Source organism: Streptomyces sp. NPDC031100 (assembly GCF_055570785.1).
In genome coordinates this window covers 60908-81542 of the sequence record NZ_JBVIGN010000010.1, presented here as the reverse complement: position 1 = coordinate 81542, position 20635 = coordinate 60908, and the positions used below count along the sequence as shown (strand labels likewise).

The 20635-nt window shown below is 71.7% G+C and carries 17 protein-coding genes; 16 read left to right on the top strand and 1 reads right to left on the bottom strand.

Annotated features, from left to right (window positions below; genetic code table 11):
- Positions 1 to 427 precede the first annotated feature (427 nt).
- Together ACZ5DS_RS26825 and ACZ5DS_RS26820 are read left to right on the top strand one after the other, a co-directional pair.
- Entirely contained in the window at positions 428 to 1030 is a 603-nt protein-coding gene (locus ACZ5DS_RS26825; protein ID WP_468243180.1) for a methyltransferase, read from the top strand.
- A 278-nt stretch (positions 1031 to 1308) separates the two neighbouring features.
- Positions 1309 to 2112: a transketolase family protein gene (locus ACZ5DS_RS26820; RefSeq protein WP_468243178.1), complete on the top strand. Its 804-nt coding sequence runs from the start codon at positions 1309 to 1311 to the stop codon at positions 2110 to 2112.
- Positions 2113 to 2528: 416 nt separating this feature from the next.
- Here ACZ5DS_RS26820 and ACZ5DS_RS26815 read toward each other — a convergent pair whose 3' ends face one another.
- Positions 2529 to 3377 (bottom strand): helix-turn-helix transcriptional regulator, encoded by an 849-nt coding sequence (locus ACZ5DS_RS26815; protein ID WP_468243175.1) that lies wholly within the window; start codon positions 3375 to 3377, stop codon positions 2529 to 2531.
- A 268-nt stretch (positions 3378 to 3645) separates the two neighbouring features.
- Between ACZ5DS_RS26815 and ACZ5DS_RS26810 the strand changes: the two genes are divergently transcribed.
- The 14 genes from ACZ5DS_RS26810 to glgB all read left to right on the top strand — a co-directional run bounded on the left by ACZ5DS_RS26810 (position 3646) and on the right by glgB (position 20614).
- On the top strand, positions 3646 to 3801 hold the full coding sequence (locus tag ACZ5DS_RS26810; protein WP_468243173.1) for a hypothetical protein: 156 nt from the start codon (positions 3646 to 3648) through the stop codon (positions 3799 to 3801).
- 47 nt (positions 3802 to 3848) lie between these two features.
- Positions 3849 to 5192, top strand: coding sequence for a sugar phosphate nucleotidyltransferase (locus tag ACZ5DS_RS26805; RefSeq protein ID WP_468243170.1), 1344 nt, complete (start codon positions 3849 to 3851; stop codon positions 5190 to 5192).
- Between the two features lie 41 nt (positions 5193 to 5233).
- Positions 5234 to 5938 (top strand): SDR family oxidoreductase, encoded by a 705-nt coding sequence (locus tag ACZ5DS_RS26800; RefSeq protein ID WP_468243168.1) that lies wholly within the window; start codon positions 5234 to 5236, stop codon positions 5936 to 5938.
- A gap of 248 nt (positions 5939 to 6186) precedes the next feature.
- Entirely contained in the window at positions 6187 to 7464 is a 1278-nt protein-coding gene (locus ACZ5DS_RS26795; RefSeq protein ID WP_468243165.1) for an IS701 family transposase, read from the top strand.
- On the top strand, positions 7461 to 8909 hold the full coding sequence (locus tag ACZ5DS_RS26790) for a maltokinase N-terminal cap-like domain-containing protein (RefSeq protein ID WP_468243162.1): 1449 nt from the start codon (positions 7461 to 7463) through the stop codon (positions 8907 to 8909). Before ACZ5DS_RS26795 ends, ACZ5DS_RS26790 begins: the two co-directional genes overlap by 4 nt.
- Positions 8910 to 9054: 145 nt before the next feature.
- The gene (locus ACZ5DS_RS26785) at positions 9055 to 10893 is read left to right on the top strand and encodes an AGE family epimerase/isomerase (protein WP_468243160.1); all 1839 of its coding nucleotides are present in this window, start codon (positions 9055 to 9057) and stop codon (positions 10891 to 10893) included.
- Complete coding sequence (locus tag ACZ5DS_RS26780; RefSeq protein WP_468243157.1) at positions 10890 to 11231, top strand: STAS domain-containing protein; 342 nt, start codon at positions 10890 to 10892, stop codon at positions 11229 to 11231. Before ACZ5DS_RS26785 ends, ACZ5DS_RS26780 begins: the two co-directional genes overlap by 4 nt.
- Complete coding sequence (gene glgX, locus ACZ5DS_RS26775; protein ID WP_468243155.1) at positions 11228 to 13372, top strand: glycogen debranching protein GlgX; 2145 nt, start codon at positions 11228 to 11230, stop codon at positions 13370 to 13372. The genes ACZ5DS_RS26780 and glgX overlap by 4 nt, the downstream gene beginning before the upstream one ends.
- A gap of 53 nt (positions 13373 to 13425) precedes the next feature.
- The gene (locus ACZ5DS_RS26770) at positions 13426 to 13737 is read left to right on the top strand and encodes an STAS domain-containing protein (protein WP_468243152.1); all 312 of its coding nucleotides are present in this window, start codon (positions 13426 to 13428) and stop codon (positions 13735 to 13737) included.
- Between the two features lie 12 nt (positions 13738 to 13749).
- Positions 13750 to 14259, top strand: coding sequence for an ATP-binding protein (locus ACZ5DS_RS26765; protein ID WP_468243150.1), 510 nt, complete (start codon positions 13750 to 13752; stop codon positions 14257 to 14259).
- A gap of 10 nt (positions 14260 to 14269) precedes the next feature.
- Positions 14270 to 15505, top strand: coding sequence for a PP2C family protein-serine/threonine phosphatase (locus ACZ5DS_RS26760; protein WP_468243148.1), 1236 nt, complete (start codon positions 14270 to 14272; stop codon positions 15503 to 15505).
- 20 nt (positions 15506 to 15525) lie between these two features.
- A complete protein-coding gene (locus ACZ5DS_RS26755) occupies positions 15526 to 16320 on the top strand; it encodes a MinD/ParA family ATP-binding protein (protein WP_468243145.1) in 795 nt (264 codons plus the stop codon).
- Positions 16321 to 16382: 62 nt separating this feature from the next.
- Positions 16383 to 18425 carry an alpha-1,4-glucan--maltose-1-phosphate maltosyltransferase gene (locus ACZ5DS_RS26750; protein WP_468243780.1) on the top strand — a complete coding sequence of 681 codons (2043 nt, stop codon included), beginning with the start codon at positions 16383 to 16385 and terminating at the stop codon, positions 18423 to 18425.
- Positions 18422 to 20614: a 1,4-alpha-glucan branching protein GlgB gene (glgB, locus tag ACZ5DS_RS26745; protein WP_468243143.1), complete on the top strand. Its 2193-nt coding sequence runs from the start codon at positions 18422 to 18424 to the stop codon at positions 20612 to 20614. Before ACZ5DS_RS26750 ends, glgB begins: the two co-directional genes overlap by 4 nt.
- Positions 20615 to 20635: the final 21 nt, after the last annotated feature.

Here is a 20635-nt window from a genome sequence, read left to right as displayed (position 1 = left end):
CTCACCCCCAGTTGATCTGCGGCGCCTGCAGCGCGTGGCTCTGCAGAGCTTTCGTGAACCTAGATTGCGTGCACGACAGGCGTCAACGATGGCTGGAACCAGTACCCTTGGGCTGACCTTTGGCCGGAATCGCCCGCCAGGGTGCACCCCACGGTGACCGGAGCACCGCTCGGCCGGTGCGCAGCGGTTACCTCTGCACATTCCTCCGTCGCGTTCGGTCACCCGACAATAGCCCTGACCGCGTGCCGGGAAGTCGGCGGCGCGGCGGCCGCGGAGTGTCCGGCGGGGGGACTGAGACATGTCGGGAACGCAGAGTTTCGTACGGTCGCTGGAGCGCAGCCGGTTGTCGCTGACGCGGCCGGACCGGCCGGTTGAGTTCGGTCTGTTGGGCTTGCGCTGGGACCTTCTTGACGAAGTGTTTGCTCCGGTGTTCTCGCCGTCGACCGCCGTCGCGCTCGATCTGCTCGGGCTCGCGCCGGCGGGCCCGGGCGACTGGAGCGGTTCGTTCCTGGAGATGGGCTGCGGCACCGGTGTCATCGCCGTGTGCAGCGCGCTCGCCGGGTGCGAGCGGGTGGTCGCCGCCGATGTGAACCCTCGGGCGGTCGAGAACGCGGCGCTCAACGCGGCGCGGCACGGGGTGGCGGACCGGGTGCGGGCGGTGCGGAGCGATCTGTTCTCGGCACTTCAGCAGGAACGTTTCGACACGGTCTTCTGGAGCTCCAACTACGTCCGTGCGCCCGAGGACTACACGTACCGGTCCATGCACGAGCGCGCCTATGTGGATCCGGGCTACCGCACGCACCGGCGCTATCTGGCCGAGGCGCCGCTGCTGCTCGCCCCGGGCGGCCGGGCGCTGCTGCACTTCAGCAGCCGCGGTGTCCTCGGGGAGCTGCGCGGGATCGCGCGGGAGTGCGGGCGGGACCTTGAGGTGGTGCGGTCCGTGGAGCTGGTGGAGGACGAGTACGGCGATGATGTCGTCGAGCACCTGCTGCTGGAGATCCGCACGGTCGACGGCGTGGGGCGCGGTTGACCGGTGAGGTGTCCGTGACGTCCGGTGAGAGTGCCGTGACGTCCGGCGAGGCTTCGGTGATGACCGCCGGGAGCGCGATCCGGGCGATCTCCGCGTGCGGGCTGCCGGCCGGCGGGGTGGGGTCGGGATCCGTGCGGGAGGCGGCCCGGTGAGCGGCCGGGCGGGGCGTGCGTGTCCCGGTGACGGTCGCTCTGGGAGCAGGTGGACGCGGGCACGGTGGAGCGGGGTACGGCCGCCGGGGTCCGCCGACGGGGGAAACGACGGGGGAAAGTGGTGGCGTGGTGACCCTCTCCGGGCGGGACGCCTTTCGAGTTGAGCTGACGGCGGTCGCCGGGCGGGACGGCAGGGTCGTCTGTCTGGAGACGCTGCCCCGCGACAAGCACCATCCGTTCGAGGCGGCCCACCCGGACCGCTTCTTCTCGCTGCCGAACGCGGGCGCCGTGCTGACGCAGATGGTGACGGGGCTGGGGGCGGCGGGGTTCAGGCCGTTCGTGGTCGTCACGCCGGGCGCGGTGGAGGGCCGGGCGGTGGCGCCGCGGTCGCTCTGGCGGGAGTGCCTGGAGGCGGGGGCGACGGTGGTGATGCCGCCCGAGGGGTTTCCCGAGGGGTACGACGAGGTGCGGGGGCTGTCCGGGATACCGCTGGCCGTGCCCTGCGGCGAGGAGGAGACGCGGGCGGTGGTGCGGCAGGCGGTGCGGTCCGGGCGGCCGCACTGTCTGCTGCTCGGGGAGGGGGCGGGGGTGGATCTCTCCTGGGAGTCGAGCGTGCCGTCGGTGGCTGCGGCGCGGCTGATCTCCGTCGGTGAGGCGGGTACGCGGCTGGCGCTGGCCGCGCGGGCGGCTGCGCCGGGGCTGGGGCATGCGCACCTTGTCTATCTGGACGATGCCCGGTTGTCCGCCGCGGCTGTGGAACTCGGGGCGTGGACGGGGAAGTCGGTGGTGGTTGCTGCGCCGCGGTTGCTGGAGCCGGTGGTGCGGGCCCTGCGGGTGCGGTTGCCGGGGGCTTCGGTGCGGGGGGTTCCGGCGGCGGTTGGGGTGGGGGGTGCGGAGGTGGCTCGGGTGTTGGCCGCGGTGCGGGGGTAGCGCGCGCCTCGGCTTCGCCATCGGCGGGGATTTCGTTCCCACCCGCACCACCCGTGCAGCAATCGTCGTCGGGTGCGGGTGGCCCCTGTGGGGCGGATTCGCCGTCGGCGGGTGGCGGGTGGTGGGTGGCGGATCCGTGGGGCAGCCTTCGTCGTTGGGGGTGGGTGGCCCAGTGGGGTGGATTCCCCGTCGGCGGGTGGCGGGTTCGTGGGGGCAGCCTTCGTCGTCGGGTGCGCGTGGCCCCTGTGGGGTGGACTCGCCGGCGGTGGACGCCGGGTCCCTGGGGGCAGGCTTCGTCGTCGGGCGTGGGTGGCCCCCGTGGGGCGGGTTCACCGGTGGGGGCTGGTTTCGGCGTCGGGGTGGGGTGGCCCCTGTGGGGTGGGCCTGCTGGTGGTCGGCGGTGGGTTCTGGGTTCGTCAGTCCGCTGGGTGGTCGTCCAGGAGGCGGGACTGGGCCAGGGAGTAGGCCAGTTGGGCCCTGCTCTTGCTGTTCAGGGCCTCGGCGGCTTTGCCTATGTGGGTGGAGACCGTGCGGGCGCTGATGCCGAGGCGCTTGGCGATCGCCGCGTCGGTGTGGCCCTCGATCATGAGGCGCAGGATCGTGCGCCGGGTCTCGTCGGTCATCAGCGGGGGGCGCGCCTGTTCCTGGGTGATGCTGAGGGGTTCCGCGCGCCGCCAGGCGTGGTCGAAGACCGTGGCCAGGTAGTGGACGATCGCGGGGTGTTCGATCGTCAGGGCCGTCGTCTTGAGGTCGTGCCGGGGGTCGGGGATGAAAGCCGTCCTGCGGTCGAAGATGATCAGGCGGTCGAAGAGTTCGTTGAGGGTGCGGACCTCGACGCCCACCGCGGTGACCTGTTCTATGTAGGCGAGGGTGGGGCCGTGCGTGCGTACCGAGTGCTGGTAGAGCGTGCGTTGGCGGATGTCTCGTTCGGCCAGCTCCAGGGTGCGCCGTAATGCCTTGCTGAGGAGTGCGGTCGCCCGACCGCCGCCGGGCTGGGCGGTCAGCAGCTCCGCGCGGCAGGCGTCCGCCGACTTCTGCAGGGCCGCGCTGATGACGTCCTCGCCGTGCAGCAGACGGATGTTCGCGGAGGCGGTGCCCTGTTCCTCGCGGTAGACGTCCTCCGCGGCGCTCAGCGCCTCGCGCACGGCCGCCACGGCCTGCTGCTGGACGAGGATGGCGCGCTCGATGGGGCGGCAGAACTCGCTCACCGCGATGTCGGGCGGCACCACGCCCATGATCCGCGGGTTTTCGGCCAACGGTCGCATCAGCCCCAACTCGACCAGGCAGTCAGGGACATCGCCATCAATCGGACCTTTCGAGAGCGCTTCCCGGTAGCGGGCCAAACCTTCGTCGCAGAGTCTGATCACATTGGTATGGGAGAGATTGTCCGACTTCCTGCACATTCGTTCCCCCTTCAGAAATGCGCAATGCGCGATCACGAGGCTACCAAGCGAAGAAATCCGGCTGCTCACTGATGCATGCTTCTTGCGGCGGAGGCAACAGCGCCTATCAGCCACCTGGGAGGGAATCCACATGAATTCCAAGGGAACGACTGCCAAGCGATTCAGCGCGATATTCGCCCTCATGCTCCTCCTCGGACTCGGCGTCCAGTCGGCCGAGCAGGCCGCGCACGGCACGACGGCCGTCCTGTCGGCCAACTCCCCTGACCACGACCCGGAATGGGGCTGACCGAGGGTCCGGGCGGACGTCCGACGGACTCATAGGGGGAAGCGAAAGTGCCTCGTCGGAATCCGGAGACCATCGGAATCATTCTCGCGGGCGGCAGGGGTGAGCGGGCCAAGCCCATCACTCTGGAATCGTCCGACTACATTCGCAGCAAGGCGCTCATTCCGTTTGTCGGAAGGCGACTCATCGAATGGGTCGTAGAGGCCTGCAGGGACCAGGGCGTCCGCCGTTTCTATGTGGTGGCCCACGGTCTGGAGAACCGTCATCAGATCAAGCTGCTGCTGGGCCACGGCGAGCGGCACGGGGTGGACGTCAGATACTCCCGTTCGCGCCTGGAGCGCTACAACGTGGGCTCGGCCGGAGCCACGCTGCACAACCTCGAACAGTGGGATCTTCAGGGCCAGGCCCTGGTGCTGCCGGTCGACTCGCTCTTCGACTTCGACCTGGAAGAGCTGCGGGCGACGCACGAGCGGCGCGGAGCCGTGGTGACGGTGGCCGCGGTGGAACGGACGGCCCGGGAGATCGCCGGCAAGTACGGCGTGCTGCGCACCGACGCGCGGGGGCTGGTGACGGGCTTCGTCGAGAAGCCGGCCGTCGCCCGGCTGCGCGAGCTGTTCCCGGACGCGGTCGCCGACGAGCGGACGACCCTGCCCACCAACGCCGGGATGTATCTGGTGGACTGCGGCCGGCTGCGGCTGCTGGCCCGGGAGCCGGAGCTGTTCCGGCAGTCCCACCAGCGGCTGGACTGGGGCGGGGACCTGCTGCCCTGGCTGGCCGGGCACGGTCACCCGGTCGCCGCGCACGCCATCGGCAGACTCGGCGACCTGGGCAACGTACAGGACTATCTGGACACGCTGCGGCTCGTACTCGACGGGGCGTACGAGCAGATGAACCGGCTCATGGAGCGGTCCGGGCAGGCCGGATCGCACGGCCTGATCCACGAGAGCAGCCTGCAGACGAAGGACGACCTGACTGGCACCACCCTCGCCCAGAAGATCGAGGAGGGGTCGGTGCTGATCGGCCCCGGGGTGCGCATCGGCCACGACGTCGAGATCGGGCCGGGCGTGCGGCTGGAGCACACGGATGTCGGCGACGGGGCCGAGATCCGCGAGGGCAGCACGCTGGTGCACTCCGCCGTGGGCGAGTCCGCGGTGATCGGCTCCCACGCCGACGTCTCGGAGTCCTACGTCGGACCGATGGCGGTGATCCATTCGGAGCGCGGCCGGCCCACCCGGCTGGAGGGGCTCACGGCGATCGGCGACGGGGCCGTCCTGCGGCCCGGGTCCCGGTTCCGCGGCGTCACCGTCTATCCGCGGCTCAGGGTGCCCACGCTGACCGGTGTGCCCGCCGCGACGGCGCTGACCAGTGCCGACGACGTCCTGCGCTGGGTGTGACCCGGCCGGGGACGACACGCAAGCGACCAACAGGGGGAATCATGCACGACAGGCACGGCCCCATCGTGGTGATCGGCGGAGCGGGCCGGCTCGGCTCCCTCGTGACCAGGAGACTGGCCGAGGCGGGCGAGCGGGTCCGGGTGGTGAGCCGGCACCCGGAGCGAGGAGCGACCCCGCCGCCCGGAGGTGAGCTGTGGCAGGCGGACGTCCGGTACGCGGACACGCTGGCGCCTGCGCTGCGCGGCTCGGCCGCCGTGGTGTTCAGCGTGGAGCCGGGTACCGCCGACTCCGGTCCGGACAGCCCGGAGACCACCGTGTACAGCGGGGTGCGCAACGTGCTGGCGGCGGCCGCCGAGAACGCGGTACGGCCCCGGTTCGTGCTGGTGAGCCAGATCTTCGTGACCCGCCGCGAGCACCCGATGAACGCCTACGGGCGGCTGCTCGACTGGCGGCTGCGCGGCGAGGACGCGGTACGGGACTCGGGGTTCGCCTACACGGTCGTACGGCCCGGCTGGCTGACCGACGACGCCGGCGCGGGCGCGGGTGTCCGGCTGGAGCAGGACGACCGCGGTGACGGCTGGGTCTCGCGCGCCTCGGTGGCCGAGGCGTGTGTCCGGGCACTGGGCTCCGCGGCGGCCGTGGGCCGCACGTTCGAGGTCTACAACGAGCCGGGCGCGGCCCCCGGGGACTGGGAACGGCTGTTCCGCAGGCTGACCCCGGACCCGCTGTCGGCCCTGCGGCCGTAGGGCCCGACCCGTAAGCCTGAACGGCTCTGAGCAGCCCTGAGCAGCCCTGAGCGGCACGGTCCCGGTCCGGGTCCGTACGGACGACGAGGGCGGGTCCACCCCCGACCGCCCGCCCCGTCCCGCACCCGTCGGCCCCACCCCCCCGGGCCGGCGGGTACCTGCCGGGGCCGGCGCCCCGGCGGACGCACACCGCGTCCGCGGCGCCGGCCCCGGGCGAAAACCTCATGTATTCCAGAGAGGGCCGAGTCATGCCCGGCGAACGTCAAATGGTGGAGTCCGCCGAGATTTCCGAGGACGTGATCTCCGAGATCGTTTCCCGCACGTTCCGATCCATTCCGCGCAGTGACCAGAGGCGTTGGGGCGAGCTTTATGTGAGAGGCCTGCTGTCCGTTTCCGGGCGGAAGACGATGCGGGCGATCGCCGACGGTGCCGGCGGCGGTGTGGAGCAGAGCCTCTATCAGTTCATCACCAAGTCCCCGTGGGCCACCGAACCGGTCCGCCGGGAGCTTGCGGACCTGATGCTGCGGCTGGAGCCGCGCGCCTGGGTCGTCCATCCGCTGGTGATCTCCAAGGTCGGGCAGCACTCGGTGGGCGTGGAGCGGCGCTGGGTCGCCCAGTACGGACGGGTCGTCAACTGCCAGCAGGCGATCGGGGTGTGGCTCGCCGCCGACCGGGCGTCGTGTCCGGTCGACTGGCGGCTCGCGCTGCCCGAGAGCTGGGCGGGCGAGGCGACGCTGCGGCGCCGGGCCTGCATCCCGGAGGACGTCGGCTCCTGCCCGCCCGAGCAGTGCGCGGTCGAGGCGGTGTCCGCGATGGCCGGGGACTGGGGCCTGCCGCACCGGCCGGTGGTGATGGACCTGCGCGAGAGCGACGCGTACGGCATCTGCGCGATGCTGCTGGAACGCCGGATGCCGTTCGTGGTCCGGATCGACCCGGCGGCCCGCGGTCTGGCACTGCGGGCGCTGCGGCCCTCGCCGCGCCCGGGACTGCCGGACCCGGTGTCCGAGGACACGGGCGCGCCGTGCCCGCCCGGCTCTCCGCCGGCCCTGGTCCCGGAGCTGAGCCGGCAGTGCCTGCCGGTGGAGTGGTACGACCACGAGGCGGACGCCCTGCGGGCGACGTCGGTCGGCGCCGCCCGGGTCCTGCTGCGCCGACCGGGACCGGCCGGCCCCCGGCCGGTCCCCGCCGACCAGCCGGAGCTGATCCTGGTCGGCGCCTGGCGGGATCCGGCGCGGCGCACCCCGAGCGAGTACTGGCTGTCGAACCTGCCGCAGTCCCAGCTCGGCACGGTCTACCGCACCGCCATGCTCGCCAACCGCGTCACGCGCGACCTGGCGGAGGTCAGCGAGAGCCTCGGCATCCGGGACTTCGAGGGCCGCTCCTTCCGCGGCTGGCACCACCACATGACGATGGTCTCCCTGGCCCACGCGGCCACGGTGCTCTCCACAGCACCGCACACGGAGGCCTGGCCCCCACCGGTACGCATGCCTGTGCCGCGTGAGCGGATGGGGGTGCGGGCGGCATGACGACTCTGGTGGATACGGAGCTGGAGCGGGTGCGTTCGGTGCTCGACGGGCTGCTTGCGGGGTGGCTGCCCGGGCGGCGCTGGTTCGCGGGGAAGGACGGCGGGGCGCCGGCCGTCGCCACGCGGCTGCTGGAGCGGGTGCTGCCGGGGGATCCGGCGCTCCTGGTCGCGGTGTTCGAGGCCGGCGTGGACGGGCCGTACCAGGCGCTGATCGGGATGCGCCGGGGGGCCGCCCCGGTGCCTGCGGAGGCCGTGATCGGCCGGTTGGCCGTACCCGGCGGGCCGGGTCTGACGCTGTACGAGGCCACGCAGGACCCGGAGTTGATGACCGGGCTGCTGGAACGGTTCGGCACCGACGCGCAAGGGCCGGTGCGCTTCGAGCGGCTGCCCGGGAGCGCGTTGCCCTTGGGGGTGCCCGGGGTGGCGAGCACGGCGGAGCAGTCCAACACCTCGGTGGCCTTCGGGGACCGGGCGATGTTCAAGGTGCTGCGCCGGCCCGTGCCGGGGACCAGCCCCGAACTGGAGCTGCTCGGCGCGCTGCAGCGGGCCGGTTCCGTGCCGAGCGCGGCGCCGCTGGCCCAGGTGCGCACCACGGCCGAGTCCCCGGTGGGCGCCTGCACGCTCGGCATCGTGCAGGAGTTCGTGCGCTCGCGCGGGGACGGCTGGGCGGCCGCCACCGGCCAGGCCCGCGCCTGCCTGACCGGCGAGGACCGCACCGGGGCGCCGCCCGGCGGCTTCGCCGAGGAGTCGTACGCGCTGGGTCTTGCCACCGCCCGGGTGCACACCGCGCTCGCCGAGCAGCTCGGCAGCCGGCCGATCGGCCCGCCGGAGAGCGCGACCCTGCTCGAACTGCTGGGCGAGCGCATGGCGCACGGGCTGCGGGCCGTGCCTCAACTGGCGCCGTACGGCGACGCGTTGTGGGCGCTGCACGACGAGCTGCGGGAGCGTGTGCTGCGGGGACGGGCGCCGCTCGTCCAGCGGATCCACGGCGATCTGCACCTGGGACAGGTGCTGCGCACCGAACAGGGCTGGGTGCTCATCGACTTCGAGGGCGAACCCGGGCACTCGCCGGAGGAACGCCGTAGGCCGCAGCCTGCCCTGCGCGATGTCGCGGCGATGCTGCGCTCCTTCGACTACGCGGCCCAGCACGCCCTGACCGAGGTGCTGGAGCGGCCGCCGGGCGAGATACGGGACGACGACCCGCGCGCGGCCCGGTTGTCCCGGAGGGCCACGGCGTGGGCGGTGCACAACCGGCAGGCGTACTGCGCCGGTTATGCCGCCGGAGGCGGTCAGGACCCGCGCCGCGAGCCGTTGCTGGTGCGCGCCTTCGAGGCGGACAAGGCTGTCTACGAGGCGGTGTACGAGGCCCACAACCGGCCCGCCTGGCTGCCCATCCCGCTCGCCGCGGTCCGTCGGCTGACCGAAGAAATCCGGCAGCAGAATTGAAAGTTCAGGAAGTCCACGACCGCTCTTTGTCCGTGCCATACGGGCCCACTGAAGATGTGACACGTTCGCGGAATGTCAGGAACGGGAGATTCGATGGTTCATCAGTCCCGGACGAATTCGAAATCATAATGCGAAGGGTGTGACCATGTCCGACACCGTCAACTTCACGTTCTCCGACACCATCGCGGGCCGGGTGGCCGGATTCGACCGCGAGGCGCGCGTCTTCACCCTCGTCACCGCCGACGGCCGCCCCTTCGAGGTCTCCCTGGACGGCGGCCCGGGCGCCGAGCTGCTGCACAACCTCGGGGAGCCCTACCAGGACGCCACCGGCCACATCGACACGCTGCTGGAGGAGGGCCGCTACGTCCTGGCGTACGGCATCTTCTACCCGCAGGCGGACGGGCTGCGGTTCGAGGCCAAGCGGCTGATCTTCACCGGCCGGCAGGCGGACGACCACCGGTTCGAGGAGGCCGGCTGGTGGATCCGGCAGATCCGCGAGATCGCCGCCTTCTACCGCAAGGCCCAGTTCGGCGACGGGCCGGTCGACTTCACCCGGTACCGCACCGAGATCCGGCTCAGCGGCGACAAGACCGCCAGCCACGTCCAGGAGACGGACACCATCTCCCGGCTGGTGTACGGCATGGCCTCCGCGTTCCTGCTGACCGGCGACGACGAGTACCTGGAGATCGCCGAGCGGGGCACCGAGTACCTGCGCGAGCACATGCGGTTCGTGGACGCCGACGAGAACGTCGTGTACTGGTACCACGGCCTCAAGGTCGACGGAGACGTCGAGACCAAGCTGTTCACCTCGGAGTTCTCCGACGACTACGACGCGCTGCCCGCCTACGAGCAGATCTACGCGCTGGCCGGCCCGATCCAGACGTACCGGATCACCGGCGACCCGCGGATCAAGGCCGACGCGGACGCCACCATCCGGCTCTTCGACCGGTTCTACCTGGACCCGGAGCACGGCGGGTACTTCTCGCACATCGACCCGATCCTGCTCAGCCCGGAGCACGAGTCGCTCGGCCCCAACCGGGCCCGCAAGAACTGGAACTCCGTCGGCGACCACGCACCGGCCTATCTGATCAACCTGTACCTGGCCACCGGTGAGAAGACGTACGCCGACATGCTGGAGTACACCTTCGACACCATCGTCAGCCGCTTCCCGGACCCCGAGCACAGCCCCTTCGTGCAGGAACGGTTCCACAAGGACTGGTCCCACGACACCACGCACGGCTGGCAGCAGAACCGGGCGGTGGTCGGCCACAACCTCAAGATCGCCTGGAACCTGATGCGGATGCACTCGCTGCGTCCCAAGGCGGGCTATCTGGAGCTGGCCACGGCCCTCGGCACGAGCATGCCCGAGTGGGGCGCGGACCGGCAGCGGGGCGGCTGGTACGACGTGGTGGAGCGGGTCCGGACGGCCGGCGAGGACCGGCACCGGTTCACCTGGCACGACCGCAAGGCGTGGTGGCAGCAGGAGCAGGCGATCCTCGCCTACCTCATCCTGCACGGCATCACGCACCGGGCGGACTTCCAGGGCGAGGCCCGGGACGCCCAGGCCTTCTACAACGCCTTCTTCCTCGACCACGACGAGGGCGCCGTCTACTTCAACGTGCTCGCGAACGGGCTGCCGTACCTGCTCGGGGTCGAGCGGCTCAAGGGCAGCCACTCCATGTCGATGTACCACTCGGCGGAGCTGTGCTACCTCGCGGCCGTCTACAACAACCTGCTGCTGGGGGGCAGCGCCATGGACTTCTGGTTCAAGCCCGACCCCGCGCTGATCGAGGGCAGGGTGCTGCGCGTGGCACCGGACCTGCTGCCGCGCGGATCCGTGACGATCGAGTCCGTCGAGATCGACGGCGAGCCGCACACCGGCTTCGACGCCGAGGGCCTGCTCGTGTTCCTGCCCGAGACCTCGGGCCGGGTCAAGGTCAAGGTCCGGCTGGCCCCGGTGGCCCGGACGGAGGGGGCGGCATGACCGTCAAGCTCAGCTACCGCACCGAGGGCGACACCACGGTCGTCGTCCTCGAAGGAGAGATCAACTCCACCACGTCCGGCGGGCTCCAGGCCCAGCTGCTGCCCTTCGTCGGGCAGGGCACCCGCTTGCTGATCGACCTCAGCGGGGTCAGCTACGTCTCCAGCGCGGGCCTGCGCACCCTGCTGATCGTGCACCGCAGGGCCCAGCAGCTGGAGACCGCGGTGACCCTGGTCGGTCTGTCGGAGGAGGTCCGGTTCGTGATGTCCGCCACCGGGTTCCTGGACTTCTTCCGGATCGAGGAGGACCTGGACGCCGCACGGGAACGCACGGGCCGATGACCGTCCAGGAGACACGTGAGCGCGTCGACGCGTTCCCCACGCGCCGGATCGGCGGCTACCGGGTCCGGGCCGGACGGCCCTTCCCGTACGGCGCCCATCCGGTCCCGGGGGGAATCAACTTCTCGGTCTACTCCGACCGGGCCACCTCCATGCGGCTGGTCCTCTTCGAGGGGGGCGCCCGTCGCCCCACCGCCGAACTGGAGTTCCCGCCGGAGTTCCGCATCGGCAGCGTGTACGCGATGACGGTCTTCGACCTGGACGCGGAGCACCTGGAGTACGGCTTCCGCGCCGACGGCCCCTTCGACCCCCGGGCCGGCGACCGGTTCGACGCCGGCAAGGTGCTCAGCGACCCCTACGCCCGGCTGGTCTCCGGCCGGGACGTCTGGGGGCGGGAGCCGGACTGGGACGATGTCTACCCCTACCGCGCCAAGGTCCTCGACGAGGACTTCGACTGGGGCGACGACACCCCGCTCGGCATCCCCACCGAGGACCTGGTCGTCTACGAGACCCACGTCCGCGGCTTCACCCGCCACCCCTCGTCCCGGGTGAGTGCCCCGGGCACCTACGCGGGGCTGCGGGAGAAGATCCCCTACCTGAAGGACCTCGGCGTCAACTGCGTCGAGCTGCTGCCGGTGTTCGAGTTCGACGAGCTGGACAACCCGCGCACCGACCCGGCGACCGGCGGGCGGCTCCACAACTACTGGGGCTACAACACCGTCTCGTTCTTCGCGCCCAAGGCCGGCTACGCGGCCACGGGCCGGTTCGCGATGCAGGCCGACGAGTTCAAGACCCTCGTCAGGGAGCTGCACCGGGCCGGCATCGAGGTCGTGCTCGACGTGGTGTTCAACCACACCGCCGAGGGCAACGAGCACGGCCCGACCATCTCGTTCCGGGGCCTGGACAACGCCACGTACTACATGCTCACGCCCCGGGGTGAGTACTACAACTTCAGCGGGACCGGGAACACCGTCAACTGCAACCACCCCGTGGTCCGCGACTTCGTGCTGTCCTGTCTGCGCTACTGGGTGTCCGAGTACCACATCGACGGCTTCCGCTTCGATCTCGCGGCCATCCTCGACCGGGCGCCCGACGGCACCCCGCTGCCCAACCCGCCGCTGCTGGAGCAGCTGGCCCACGACCCGATCCTGCGCCACACCAAGCTGATCGCCGAGGCCTGGGACGCGGCCGGCCTGTACCAGGTGGGCGCGTTCCCCAACTACGGACGCTGGTCGGAGTGGAACGGCCAGTACCGGGACACCGTGCGCCGGTTCGTCAAGGGCGAGCCGGGCCTGGTCGGCGAGCTGGCCACCCGCATGGCCGGCTCCCCCGACCTGTACGGGGGCCGCACCGCCGCGGCGTCGGTCAACTTCGTCACCGCGCACGACGGATTCACCCTCAACGACCTGGTGTCGTACAACGACAAGCACAACGAGGCCAACGGCGAGGGCAACCGCGACGGCGGGAACGACAACCACAGCTGGAACTGCGGCGAGGAGGGGCCGAGCGCCTCCGCGCACGTCCGCGACCTCCGGATGCGGCAGATGAAGAACCTGCTGGGCATCCTGCTCACCAGCCAGGGCGTTCCGATGATCCTGTCCGGCGACGAGGTCGGGCGCACCCAGCTCGGCAACAACAACGGCTACTGCCAGGACAACGAACTCTCCTGGTTCGACTGGGGACTTCTCGAGGCCAACGCCGAACTGCTGGAGTTCACCCGGCGCCTGATCGCCTTCCGGCACGCCCATCCGGTCCTGCGCTGCGCCGACCACCCCGTCGGCTCGGACCGGGTCGGCAGCGGCTATCCCGACATCAGCTGGCACGGCGTACGGGCCTGGCACCCGGACTGGTCGTCGCACAGCAGGGTGCTCGGCCTGATGCGGTGCGGCCGGCACGCCAAGGGCGGCACGGTCGCCGACGACCACGTCTACGTCGCCGTCAACGCCCACTGGGAGTCGCACGACCTGGAGCTGCCCGGCCTGCCGGACGGACAGGCGTGGCATCTGTTCGCCGACACCTCGCTGGCCGCGCCGCACGGCCCGGCCGAGGTGGGCGCCGAGAGCGAGCTGCACCATCCGGGCCGCTACCACCTCGGCCCGCACGCGCTGGTGATCCTCGTCGGCCGGGACCGGCGCACCGGCTGACCCGCCGCACGCACCCCGCACAGCCGAAAGGCCTCACAGAAGGAGAGCTGTCCATGTCGTTCGACGGAACCCTCAGCGTGACGGAGGGCATCGCGACCATCGAGATCAAGGGCGAACTCGACGCGTCCACCGCGCCCCGCTTCCACGACCTGGTCGACCAGGCCGCCGAGCAGGGCGCCGTGCGGCTGGAGATAGACGCCCGTCACCTCGACTTCCTGGCCAGTGCGGGCCTGCGCTCGCTGGTCTTCGCCCGCCAGAAGATGGGCGACGAGGTGCGCATCGCCGTGATCGGGGCCACGGAGCCGGTGAGCCGGACCATCCGGCTGGCGGGCTTCGACCACAGCATCGAGCTGATCGACGCCTGAGAGGGGCGGAAGATGGCGATCGACTCCGGGGCCGCGTCGGCCAAACACACCGCCGGACAGGAGTGGTGCGAGGCTGGCTGTGCCGGGACGCCGCTCGCCGCCCCCGTCGCGGGGCTGCGGATCCCCGCCGACCTCGCCTCCCTGGACCTGGTCGCCCGGTTCGTCCTCGAACTCGGGCGGTCGGGCCGGCTGACCAGCAGCGAGACCTACCGGCTGCGGCTGGCCGCCGACGAGCTGGCGACCAACATCGTCCTGCACGGCTACTGCGGGGCGGCGGGCGACATCTGCGTGGACGGCGGGGTCGCCCCGGACCGGGTGTGGGTGCGCTTCGCCGACGACGCCCCGGCCTTCGATCCACGCGGCGGCATGAAGGCACCCGCCCTGGACGTGCCGCTGGCCCGGCGCGCCGTCGGCGGCCTCGGGGTCTTCCTGGCGCTGACGGCGGTGGACCGCTTCGACTACGAGCTGGTGGCGGGGCGCAACGTCAGCACGCTGACGATCCGCCGCGGCCACCACGAATAGATGAGACGAGATGTCACACACGAAAGTGCTGCTCCTTGACGAACACGGCCGGGCCCCGGCCGAGTTGCTGGCCACGCTCAAGGCGCTGCGGTTCGAGGTCCGCCGCCGCACCCCGGGCGAGGCGCTCGCCCTGGCGCCGGGGCAGCTCGGCGAGACCGAGGTGCTGCTCGTCTCCGCCCGGCTCGCACCGGCCACGGTGAAGGCCGTCGTACGGCGGCTCGACGACGAGGGACGGCAGCCGACCGTCGTGGCGTTCGCCGACCACGATCTGCACCTGCTCGGCGGACACGTCCAGGCGGGCTCCGACTATCTCGTGCCCCCGTTCTACCCCGAACTGGTCCGCGCCCGGCTCCGCAACTGCCACGAGCGGGCCGAGTTCAGCCGCACCCTGGAGGACGTGACCGCCCACGCCGAACTCCTCAGCTACGAACGCGAGCTGGAGATCGGCCGGGAGATCCAGCTGGGCTTCCTGCCGGACACCCTGCCCAGCCCCGACGACTGGGAGATCGACGTCCGCTTCCGGCCGGCCCGCACCGTCGCCGGGGACTTCTACGACGTCTTCGAGCTGGTCAACCGGCGCCGGCTGGCGCTGGTCGTGGCCGACGTCTGCGACAAGGGCGTGGGCGCCGCCCTGTTCATGGCGCTGATCCGCAGCCTGCTGCGGCACACCGCCGAGCAGAGCGGGCTGCAGAGCCTGATCGCCGCCGACGTGCTGAACGAGGCCACCGTGTGGGAGGAGCAGACCCGCGCCATCCCCGTCGTCGGGGCCACCCCGCTGCTCAACGCGGTGGCCGGCACCAACAACTACCTGACCCGCAACCACATCAGCCAGGGCTACTTCGCCACCCTCTTCTTCGGCGTCCTCGACCCGCACACCGGCAACCTCGTCTACATCAACGGCGGCCACAACCCGCCGGTCCTGGTCAGCGCCGACGGGGCCGCACCGGTGCTGCTGGAGCCCACCGGGCCGGCCGTCGGCGTCATCCCCGACGTGTCCTTCTCGCTGGGCTACGCGCAGATCGGCCCCGGCGACACCCTGTTCATCTACACCGACGGGGTGACCGAGGCGCGGTCCGGGACGGGACGGTTCTTCGGCAACGAGCTGATGATCGAGCAGCTGACCGAGGCGGCGGTGCGCGGCGAGGAACTCCTCGACCACATGGACGGCGTGCTGGGCGAGTTCGTCGGCCCGGCCGAACAGTCGGACGACATCACCATGATGGCCGTCCACCGGCGCACCTCCTGACGGAATCCCGGGTGGAGACCATGTCGCAGATCATCACCGTGCACTCGTACCGGGGCGGTACGGGGAAGTCCAGCACGGCAGCCAACCTTGCGGTGCTGCTGGCCTCCTCCGGACACCGGGTCGCACTGGTGGACACCGACATCCAGACGCCCGCCCTGGACGTCATGTTCGGGGACGCGCTCGGCACGGCCCGGCGCTCCCTGAGCGACTACCTGATCGGGCGCTGCGAGATCGAGGACGCCGCCTACGCGGCGGAGGCGGACGCCGGGCACGACGGCTTCTTCGTGGTGCCGGCCCGCAGCCGGGCCGCGGGCATCAACGAGATCATGGGGCGCGGCTACGACGTCGGGCTGCTGAGGGAGGGCTTCGACCGGCTGATCGACTCGCTCGCCCTCGACGTGCTGCTCCTCGACACCCACGCCGGCTTCAACAACGAGACGGTGACCTCGATGGCCAGCTCGGACGCCCTGGTGGTGGTCACCCGGGCGGACCGGCTGGACATGGCGGGCGCCGCCGAGACGATGTCGCTCGCCGAGCGCCTCGGCTGCGGGCAGCTGAGCGTGGCGGTGAACCTGGTGCCGGCCGGGACGCCGGCGGAGCCGCTGCGCGCGAAAGTGGAGAACGCCTTCGGCACCCCGATCACCGTGGCGCTGCCCTACGCCCCGGAGATGGCCTCGCTCGCCGGAGAGCGGCTGTTCAGCACGGCCTATCCGCACCATCCGCTGGTGGCGGGCTACCGCCGCATCATCGCCGACGTGAGCAACGGGACCACGGCGCTGCGCCGGCCCGCGCCGCATCCCCATTCCCTGCCCTGACCCCGGTGTGCGCAACAGCCGGGTCCACGACCGACCGTACTTCGGTGCCAGGAGGCATGACCATGCAAGGCAAGCCCGACGTCCGTCGGCCGGACCCCACCGTCGGCCGGATACCCGTGCGGGACGTACGCCCCCAGGTGGACGCGGGCCGCCGCCCCGCCCGCGCTGTGCCGGGCGAGCTGTTCGAGGTGTCCGCCACCGTCTTCCGGGAGGGGCACGACGCGGTCGCCGCGAACGTCGTCCTGACCGACCCGGACGGCGTGCCCGGGCCCTTCACGCCCATGCGGCTCATCGCCCCGGGCACCGACCGGTACGCCGCGCAGGTCGTCGCCGACCGGGAGGGCGAGTGGACGTACCGGGTCGAGGCGTGGACCGATCCCGTGGCCACCTGGCGGCACACCGCGAAGATCAAGATCCCGGCCCGGATCGACGTGGAGCTGGTGCTGGCGGAGGGCGCGCTGCTGCTGGAGCGGGCGCTGCACAAGCTGCCGGCCGACGGCCCGCAGCGGGCCCGTGAGGCGCTGGAGGGGGCACGCGACCGGCTCCTGGACGGCAGGCTCGGCCCCGACGACCGGCTCGCCGCCGCCCTCGACGCCGAGGTGACCGGCGTCCTGGCCGCCCGTCCGCTGCGCGAGCTGGTGACCTCCTCCGCCGAGCTGCCGCTGCGCGTCGACCGGGAGCGGGCGCTGTACGGGTCCTGGTACGAGTTCTTCCCGCGCTCCGAGGGGGCCGTGCCGGCCACGGTGAACGCCGAGGGCGTCCTGGAGCCGCCCCGCTCGGGGACCCTGCGCACCGCGGCGGAACGTCTGGAGGCGGTCGCCGCGATGGGCTTCGACGTGGTGTACCTGCCGCCGATCCATCCCATCGGCACCACGCACCGCAAGGGCCGCGGCAACACCCTGGCCGCCGGCCCGCACGACCCGGGCTCGCCGTGGGCGATCGGCTCCCCGGCCGGCGGCCACGACGCCGTCCACCCGGACCTCGGCACCCTGGACGACTTCGACCACTTCGTCGCCCGGGCCGCGGAACTCGGCCTGGAGGTGGCCCTCGACTTCGCGCTCCAGTGCTCCCCGGACCATCCCTGGGTCACCGAGCACCCGGAGTGGTTCCGGCACCGGCTCGACGGGTCGATCGCCTACGCCGAGAACCCGCCGAAGAAGTACCAGGACATCTACCCCCTCGACTTCGACACCGAGCCCGAGGGGCTGTACGCGGAGTGCCTGCGCGTGCTGCGCCACTGGATGGCGCACGGGGTGCGGATCTTCCGCGTGGACAACCCGCACACCAAGCCGGTCTGGTTCTGGGAGCGGCTCATCGAGGAGGTGCACTGCACCGATCCCGACGTGCTCTTCCTCGCCGAGGCGTTCACCCGGCCCGCGATGATGCACAGCCTGGCGAGGGTCGGTTTCCACCAGTCGTACACCTACTTCACCTGGCGCAACTCCAAGGAGGAGGTCGAGTCCTACCTCTCCGAACTCGCCGGGCTCGGCGGCGAGGAGAGCGCGGCCTATCTGCGGCCGAACCTCTTCGTGAACACCCCGGACATCCTCAACGCCTTCCTGCAGTACGGCGGCCGCGCGGCCTTCGCCGTCCGTGCCGTGCTCGCCGCGACGGCCGCCCCCGCCTGGGGTGTGTACGCGGGCTACGAGCTGTACGAGAACGTGCCCGCCGGACCCGGCAGCGAGGAGTACCTGGACTCGGAGAAGTACCAGTACCGGCCCCGGGACTGGAAGGCGGCCGACGCCTCCGGCGACACCCTCGTCCCGCTGGTCACCACGCTCAACCGGCTGCGCCGGGACCACCCCGCCCTGCGCCAGCTGCGCAACCTGCGCTTCCACCGGGCGGACAACGACGCGGTGGTCTGCTTCTCCAAGCGGGTGGGCGACGACTGGGTCCTGGTGGTCCTCAACCTCGATCCGCACAGCGTGCGGGAGGCGACGGTCCACCTCGACCTGCCGGCCCTCGGTCTCGACCGCGCCGACACCTTCGACGCGCACGACGCGCTCACCGGCGAGACGTACCGCTGGGGCCGCGACAACTACGTACGCCTCGATCCAGAGCACCAGGTCGCCCACATCATCACGGACAGGACGCGCCTCTCGTGAACCCGCCGGTCTCCCCCCACCCCGTCCGGACGGCCCCCGCACGGCTGCCGGCCACCGATCTCTTGCGTCTGACCACCGGCGCGGTGGCCGATCCGCACGCACTGCTCGGTCCGCACCCGGGACCCGACGGCGTGGTGCTGCGCGTCCTCAAACCCCTCGCCGAGGCGGTGTCGGCGATCGACGCGGCCGGGAACGTCCTGGCCGAGCTGCGCCACGAGGGCGGCGGCGTCTTCTCCGGGCCGCTGCCCGACGGCACGGCCGACTACCGGCTGCGGGTGCACTACGCCGAGTGCGTGTGCGAGACGGACGACCCGTACCGCTTCCCGCCCGTACCGGGCGAGCTGGACCTGTACCTGATCGCCGAGGGCCGGCACGAGCGGCTGTGGACCGTGCTGGGCGCGCGAGTGCGCGAGCACCGGTCCGTCACCGGCACCGCGTTCGCGGTGTGGGCGCCGAACGCCCGCGCCGTGCGGGTCGTCGGGGACTTCAACCACTGGGAGGGCACCGGGCACCCCATGCGCTCGCTGGGCGCCTCGGGTGTGTGGGAGCTGTTCGTGCCGGGCGTCGGTGACGGCTGCCGGTACAAGTTCGAGATCCTCGGGCCCGACGGCACCTGGCGGCAGAAGGCCGACCCGCTCGCCCGCTCGGCCGAGGCCGCGCCCGGCACCGCCTCCGTCGTCTTCACCTCACGCCACCGCTGGAGCGACACCGAGTGGATGGAGGGGCGCGGTGGGCGGCGCGCCGAACGGGCGCCGATGAGCGTGTACGAGCTGCACCTCGGCTCCTGGCGGCCGGGCCGCACCTACCGGCAGCTGGCCGCCGAACTGCCCGGCTACGTCAAGGCGCTGGGCTTCACCCATGTGGAGTTCCTGCCCGTCGCCGAGCACCCGTTCCGCGGCTCCTGGGGCTACCAGGTCACCTCGTACTACGCGCCGATGGCCGCGCTCGGCACCCCCGACGACTTCCGGTACCTGGTCGACGCGCTGCACCGGGCGGGCATCGGCGTGCTCCTCGACTGGGTACCGGCGCACTTCCCGAGGGACGACTGGGCGCTCGCCCGGTTCGACGGCGCCCCCCTGTACGAGCACCCCGACCCGCGCCGCGGCGAACACCCCGACTGGGGCACCCTCGTCTTCGACTACGGCCGCGAGCAGGTGCGCAACTTCCTGGTGGCCAACGCCCTGTACTGGTGCACGGAGTTCCACATCGACGGCCTGCGGGTGGACGCCGTCGCCTCGATGCTCTACCTCGACTACTCCCGGCCCGAGGGCGGCTGGCTGCCCAACGCGTACGGCGGCCGGGAGCACCTGGAGGCGGTGGAGTTCCTCCAGGAGATGAACGCCGCCGTCTACCGCAGCTGCCCGGGGGTGGTGACCATCGCCGAGGAGTCCACCGCCTGGGAGGGCGTGACCCGGCGCACCGACCACGGCGGGCTCGGCTTCGGGTTCAAATGGAACATGGGCTGGATGCACGACTCGCTGGTCTACATGGGCAAGGACCCGGTGCACCGGCAGTACCACCACCACGCGCTGACCTTCCCCATGGTCTACGCGTACGCCGAGAACCACCTGCTGCCGGTCAGCCACGACGAAGTCGTCCACGGCAAGGGCTCGTTGCTCGGGAGGATGCCCGGCGACGCGTGGCAGAGGTTCGCGGGTGTGCGCGCGTATCTGGCCTTCATGTGGGGCTTCCCCGGCAAGCATCTGCTGTTCATGGGCCAGGAGTTCGCCCAGGAGAGCGAGTGGTCGCACGACACGGGCCTCGACTGGAGGGCCCTCGGTCACGCCCCGCACACGGGCGTCCGCGACCTGGTCCGCGACCTCAACGCGCACTACCTCCGGCTCCCCGCCCTGTGGGACCTGGACGCCGACCCGGAGGGCTTCTGCTGGCTGGACGCCGACGCGGCCGAGGACAACGTGTACTCCTTCGTCCGCTACGACACCGACGGCACGCCCCTGGTGTGCGTGCACCACTTCCAGCCGAGCGTGCGCCACGGCTACCGCATCGGCCTGCCCGCCGGCGGCGAGTGGACCGAGATCCTCAACACCGACGCGGACCGCTACGGCGGCTCGGGCGTGCTCAACCCGGCGCCCCTGCACGCCAGTCCGGCTCCCTGGCAGGGCCAGGAGTGGAGCACCGAGGTCACCCTGCCGCCCCTCGGCGTCATCTGGCTGCGGCCGCGGCACTGACTCGTACGACCTGAGAAGGGG

Bases quoted from the DNA above. Each gene is read 5' to 3' on its own strand.
- ACZ5DS_RS26815 (WP_468243175.1), bottom strand. From the start codon at position 3,377: ATGCGACCGTTGGCCGAAAACCCGCGGATCATGGGCGTGGTGCCGCCC.
- ACZ5DS_RS26810 (WP_468243173.1), top strand. From the start codon at position 3,646: ATGAATTCCAAGGGAACGACTGCCAAGCGATTCAGCGCGATATTCGCC.
- ACZ5DS_RS26800 (WP_468243168.1), top strand. From the start codon at position 5,234: ATGCACGACAGGCACGGCCCCATCGTGGTGATCGGCGGAGCGGGCCGG.
- ACZ5DS_RS26795 (WP_468243165.1), top strand. From the start codon at position 6,187: ATGCCCGGCGAACGTCAAATGGTGGAGTCCGCCGAGATTTCCGAGGAC.
- ACZ5DS_RS26790 (WP_468243162.1), top strand. From the start codon at position 7,461: ATGACGACTCTGGTGGATACGGAGCTGGAGCGGGTGCGTTCGGTGCTC.
- ACZ5DS_RS26785 (WP_468243160.1), top strand. From the start codon at position 9,055: ATGTCCGACACCGTCAACTTCACGTTCTCCGACACCATCGCGGGCCGG.
- ACZ5DS_RS26780 (WP_468243157.1), top strand. From the start codon at position 10,890: ATGACCGTCAAGCTCAGCTACCGCACCGAGGGCGACACCACGGTCGTC.
- glgX (WP_468243155.1), top strand. From the start codon at position 11,228: ATGACCGTCCAGGAGACACGTGAGCGCGTCGACGCGTTCCCCACGCGC.
- ACZ5DS_RS26770 (WP_468243152.1), top strand. From the start codon at position 13,426: ATGTCGTTCGACGGAACCCTCAGCGTGACGGAGGGCATCGCGACCATC.
- ACZ5DS_RS26765 (WP_468243150.1), top strand. From the start codon at position 13,750: ATGGCGATCGACTCCGGGGCCGCGTCGGCCAAACACACCGCCGGACAG.
- ACZ5DS_RS26760 (WP_468243148.1), top strand. From the start codon at position 14,270: ATGTCACACACGAAAGTGCTGCTCCTTGACGAACACGGCCGGGCCCCG.
- ACZ5DS_RS26755 (WP_468243145.1), top strand. From the start codon at position 15,526: ATGTCGCAGATCATCACCGTGCACTCGTACCGGGGCGGTACGGGGAAG.
- ACZ5DS_RS26750 (WP_468243780.1), top strand. From the start codon at position 16,383: ATGCAAGGCAAGCCCGACGTCCGTCGGCCGGACCCCACCGTCGGCCGG.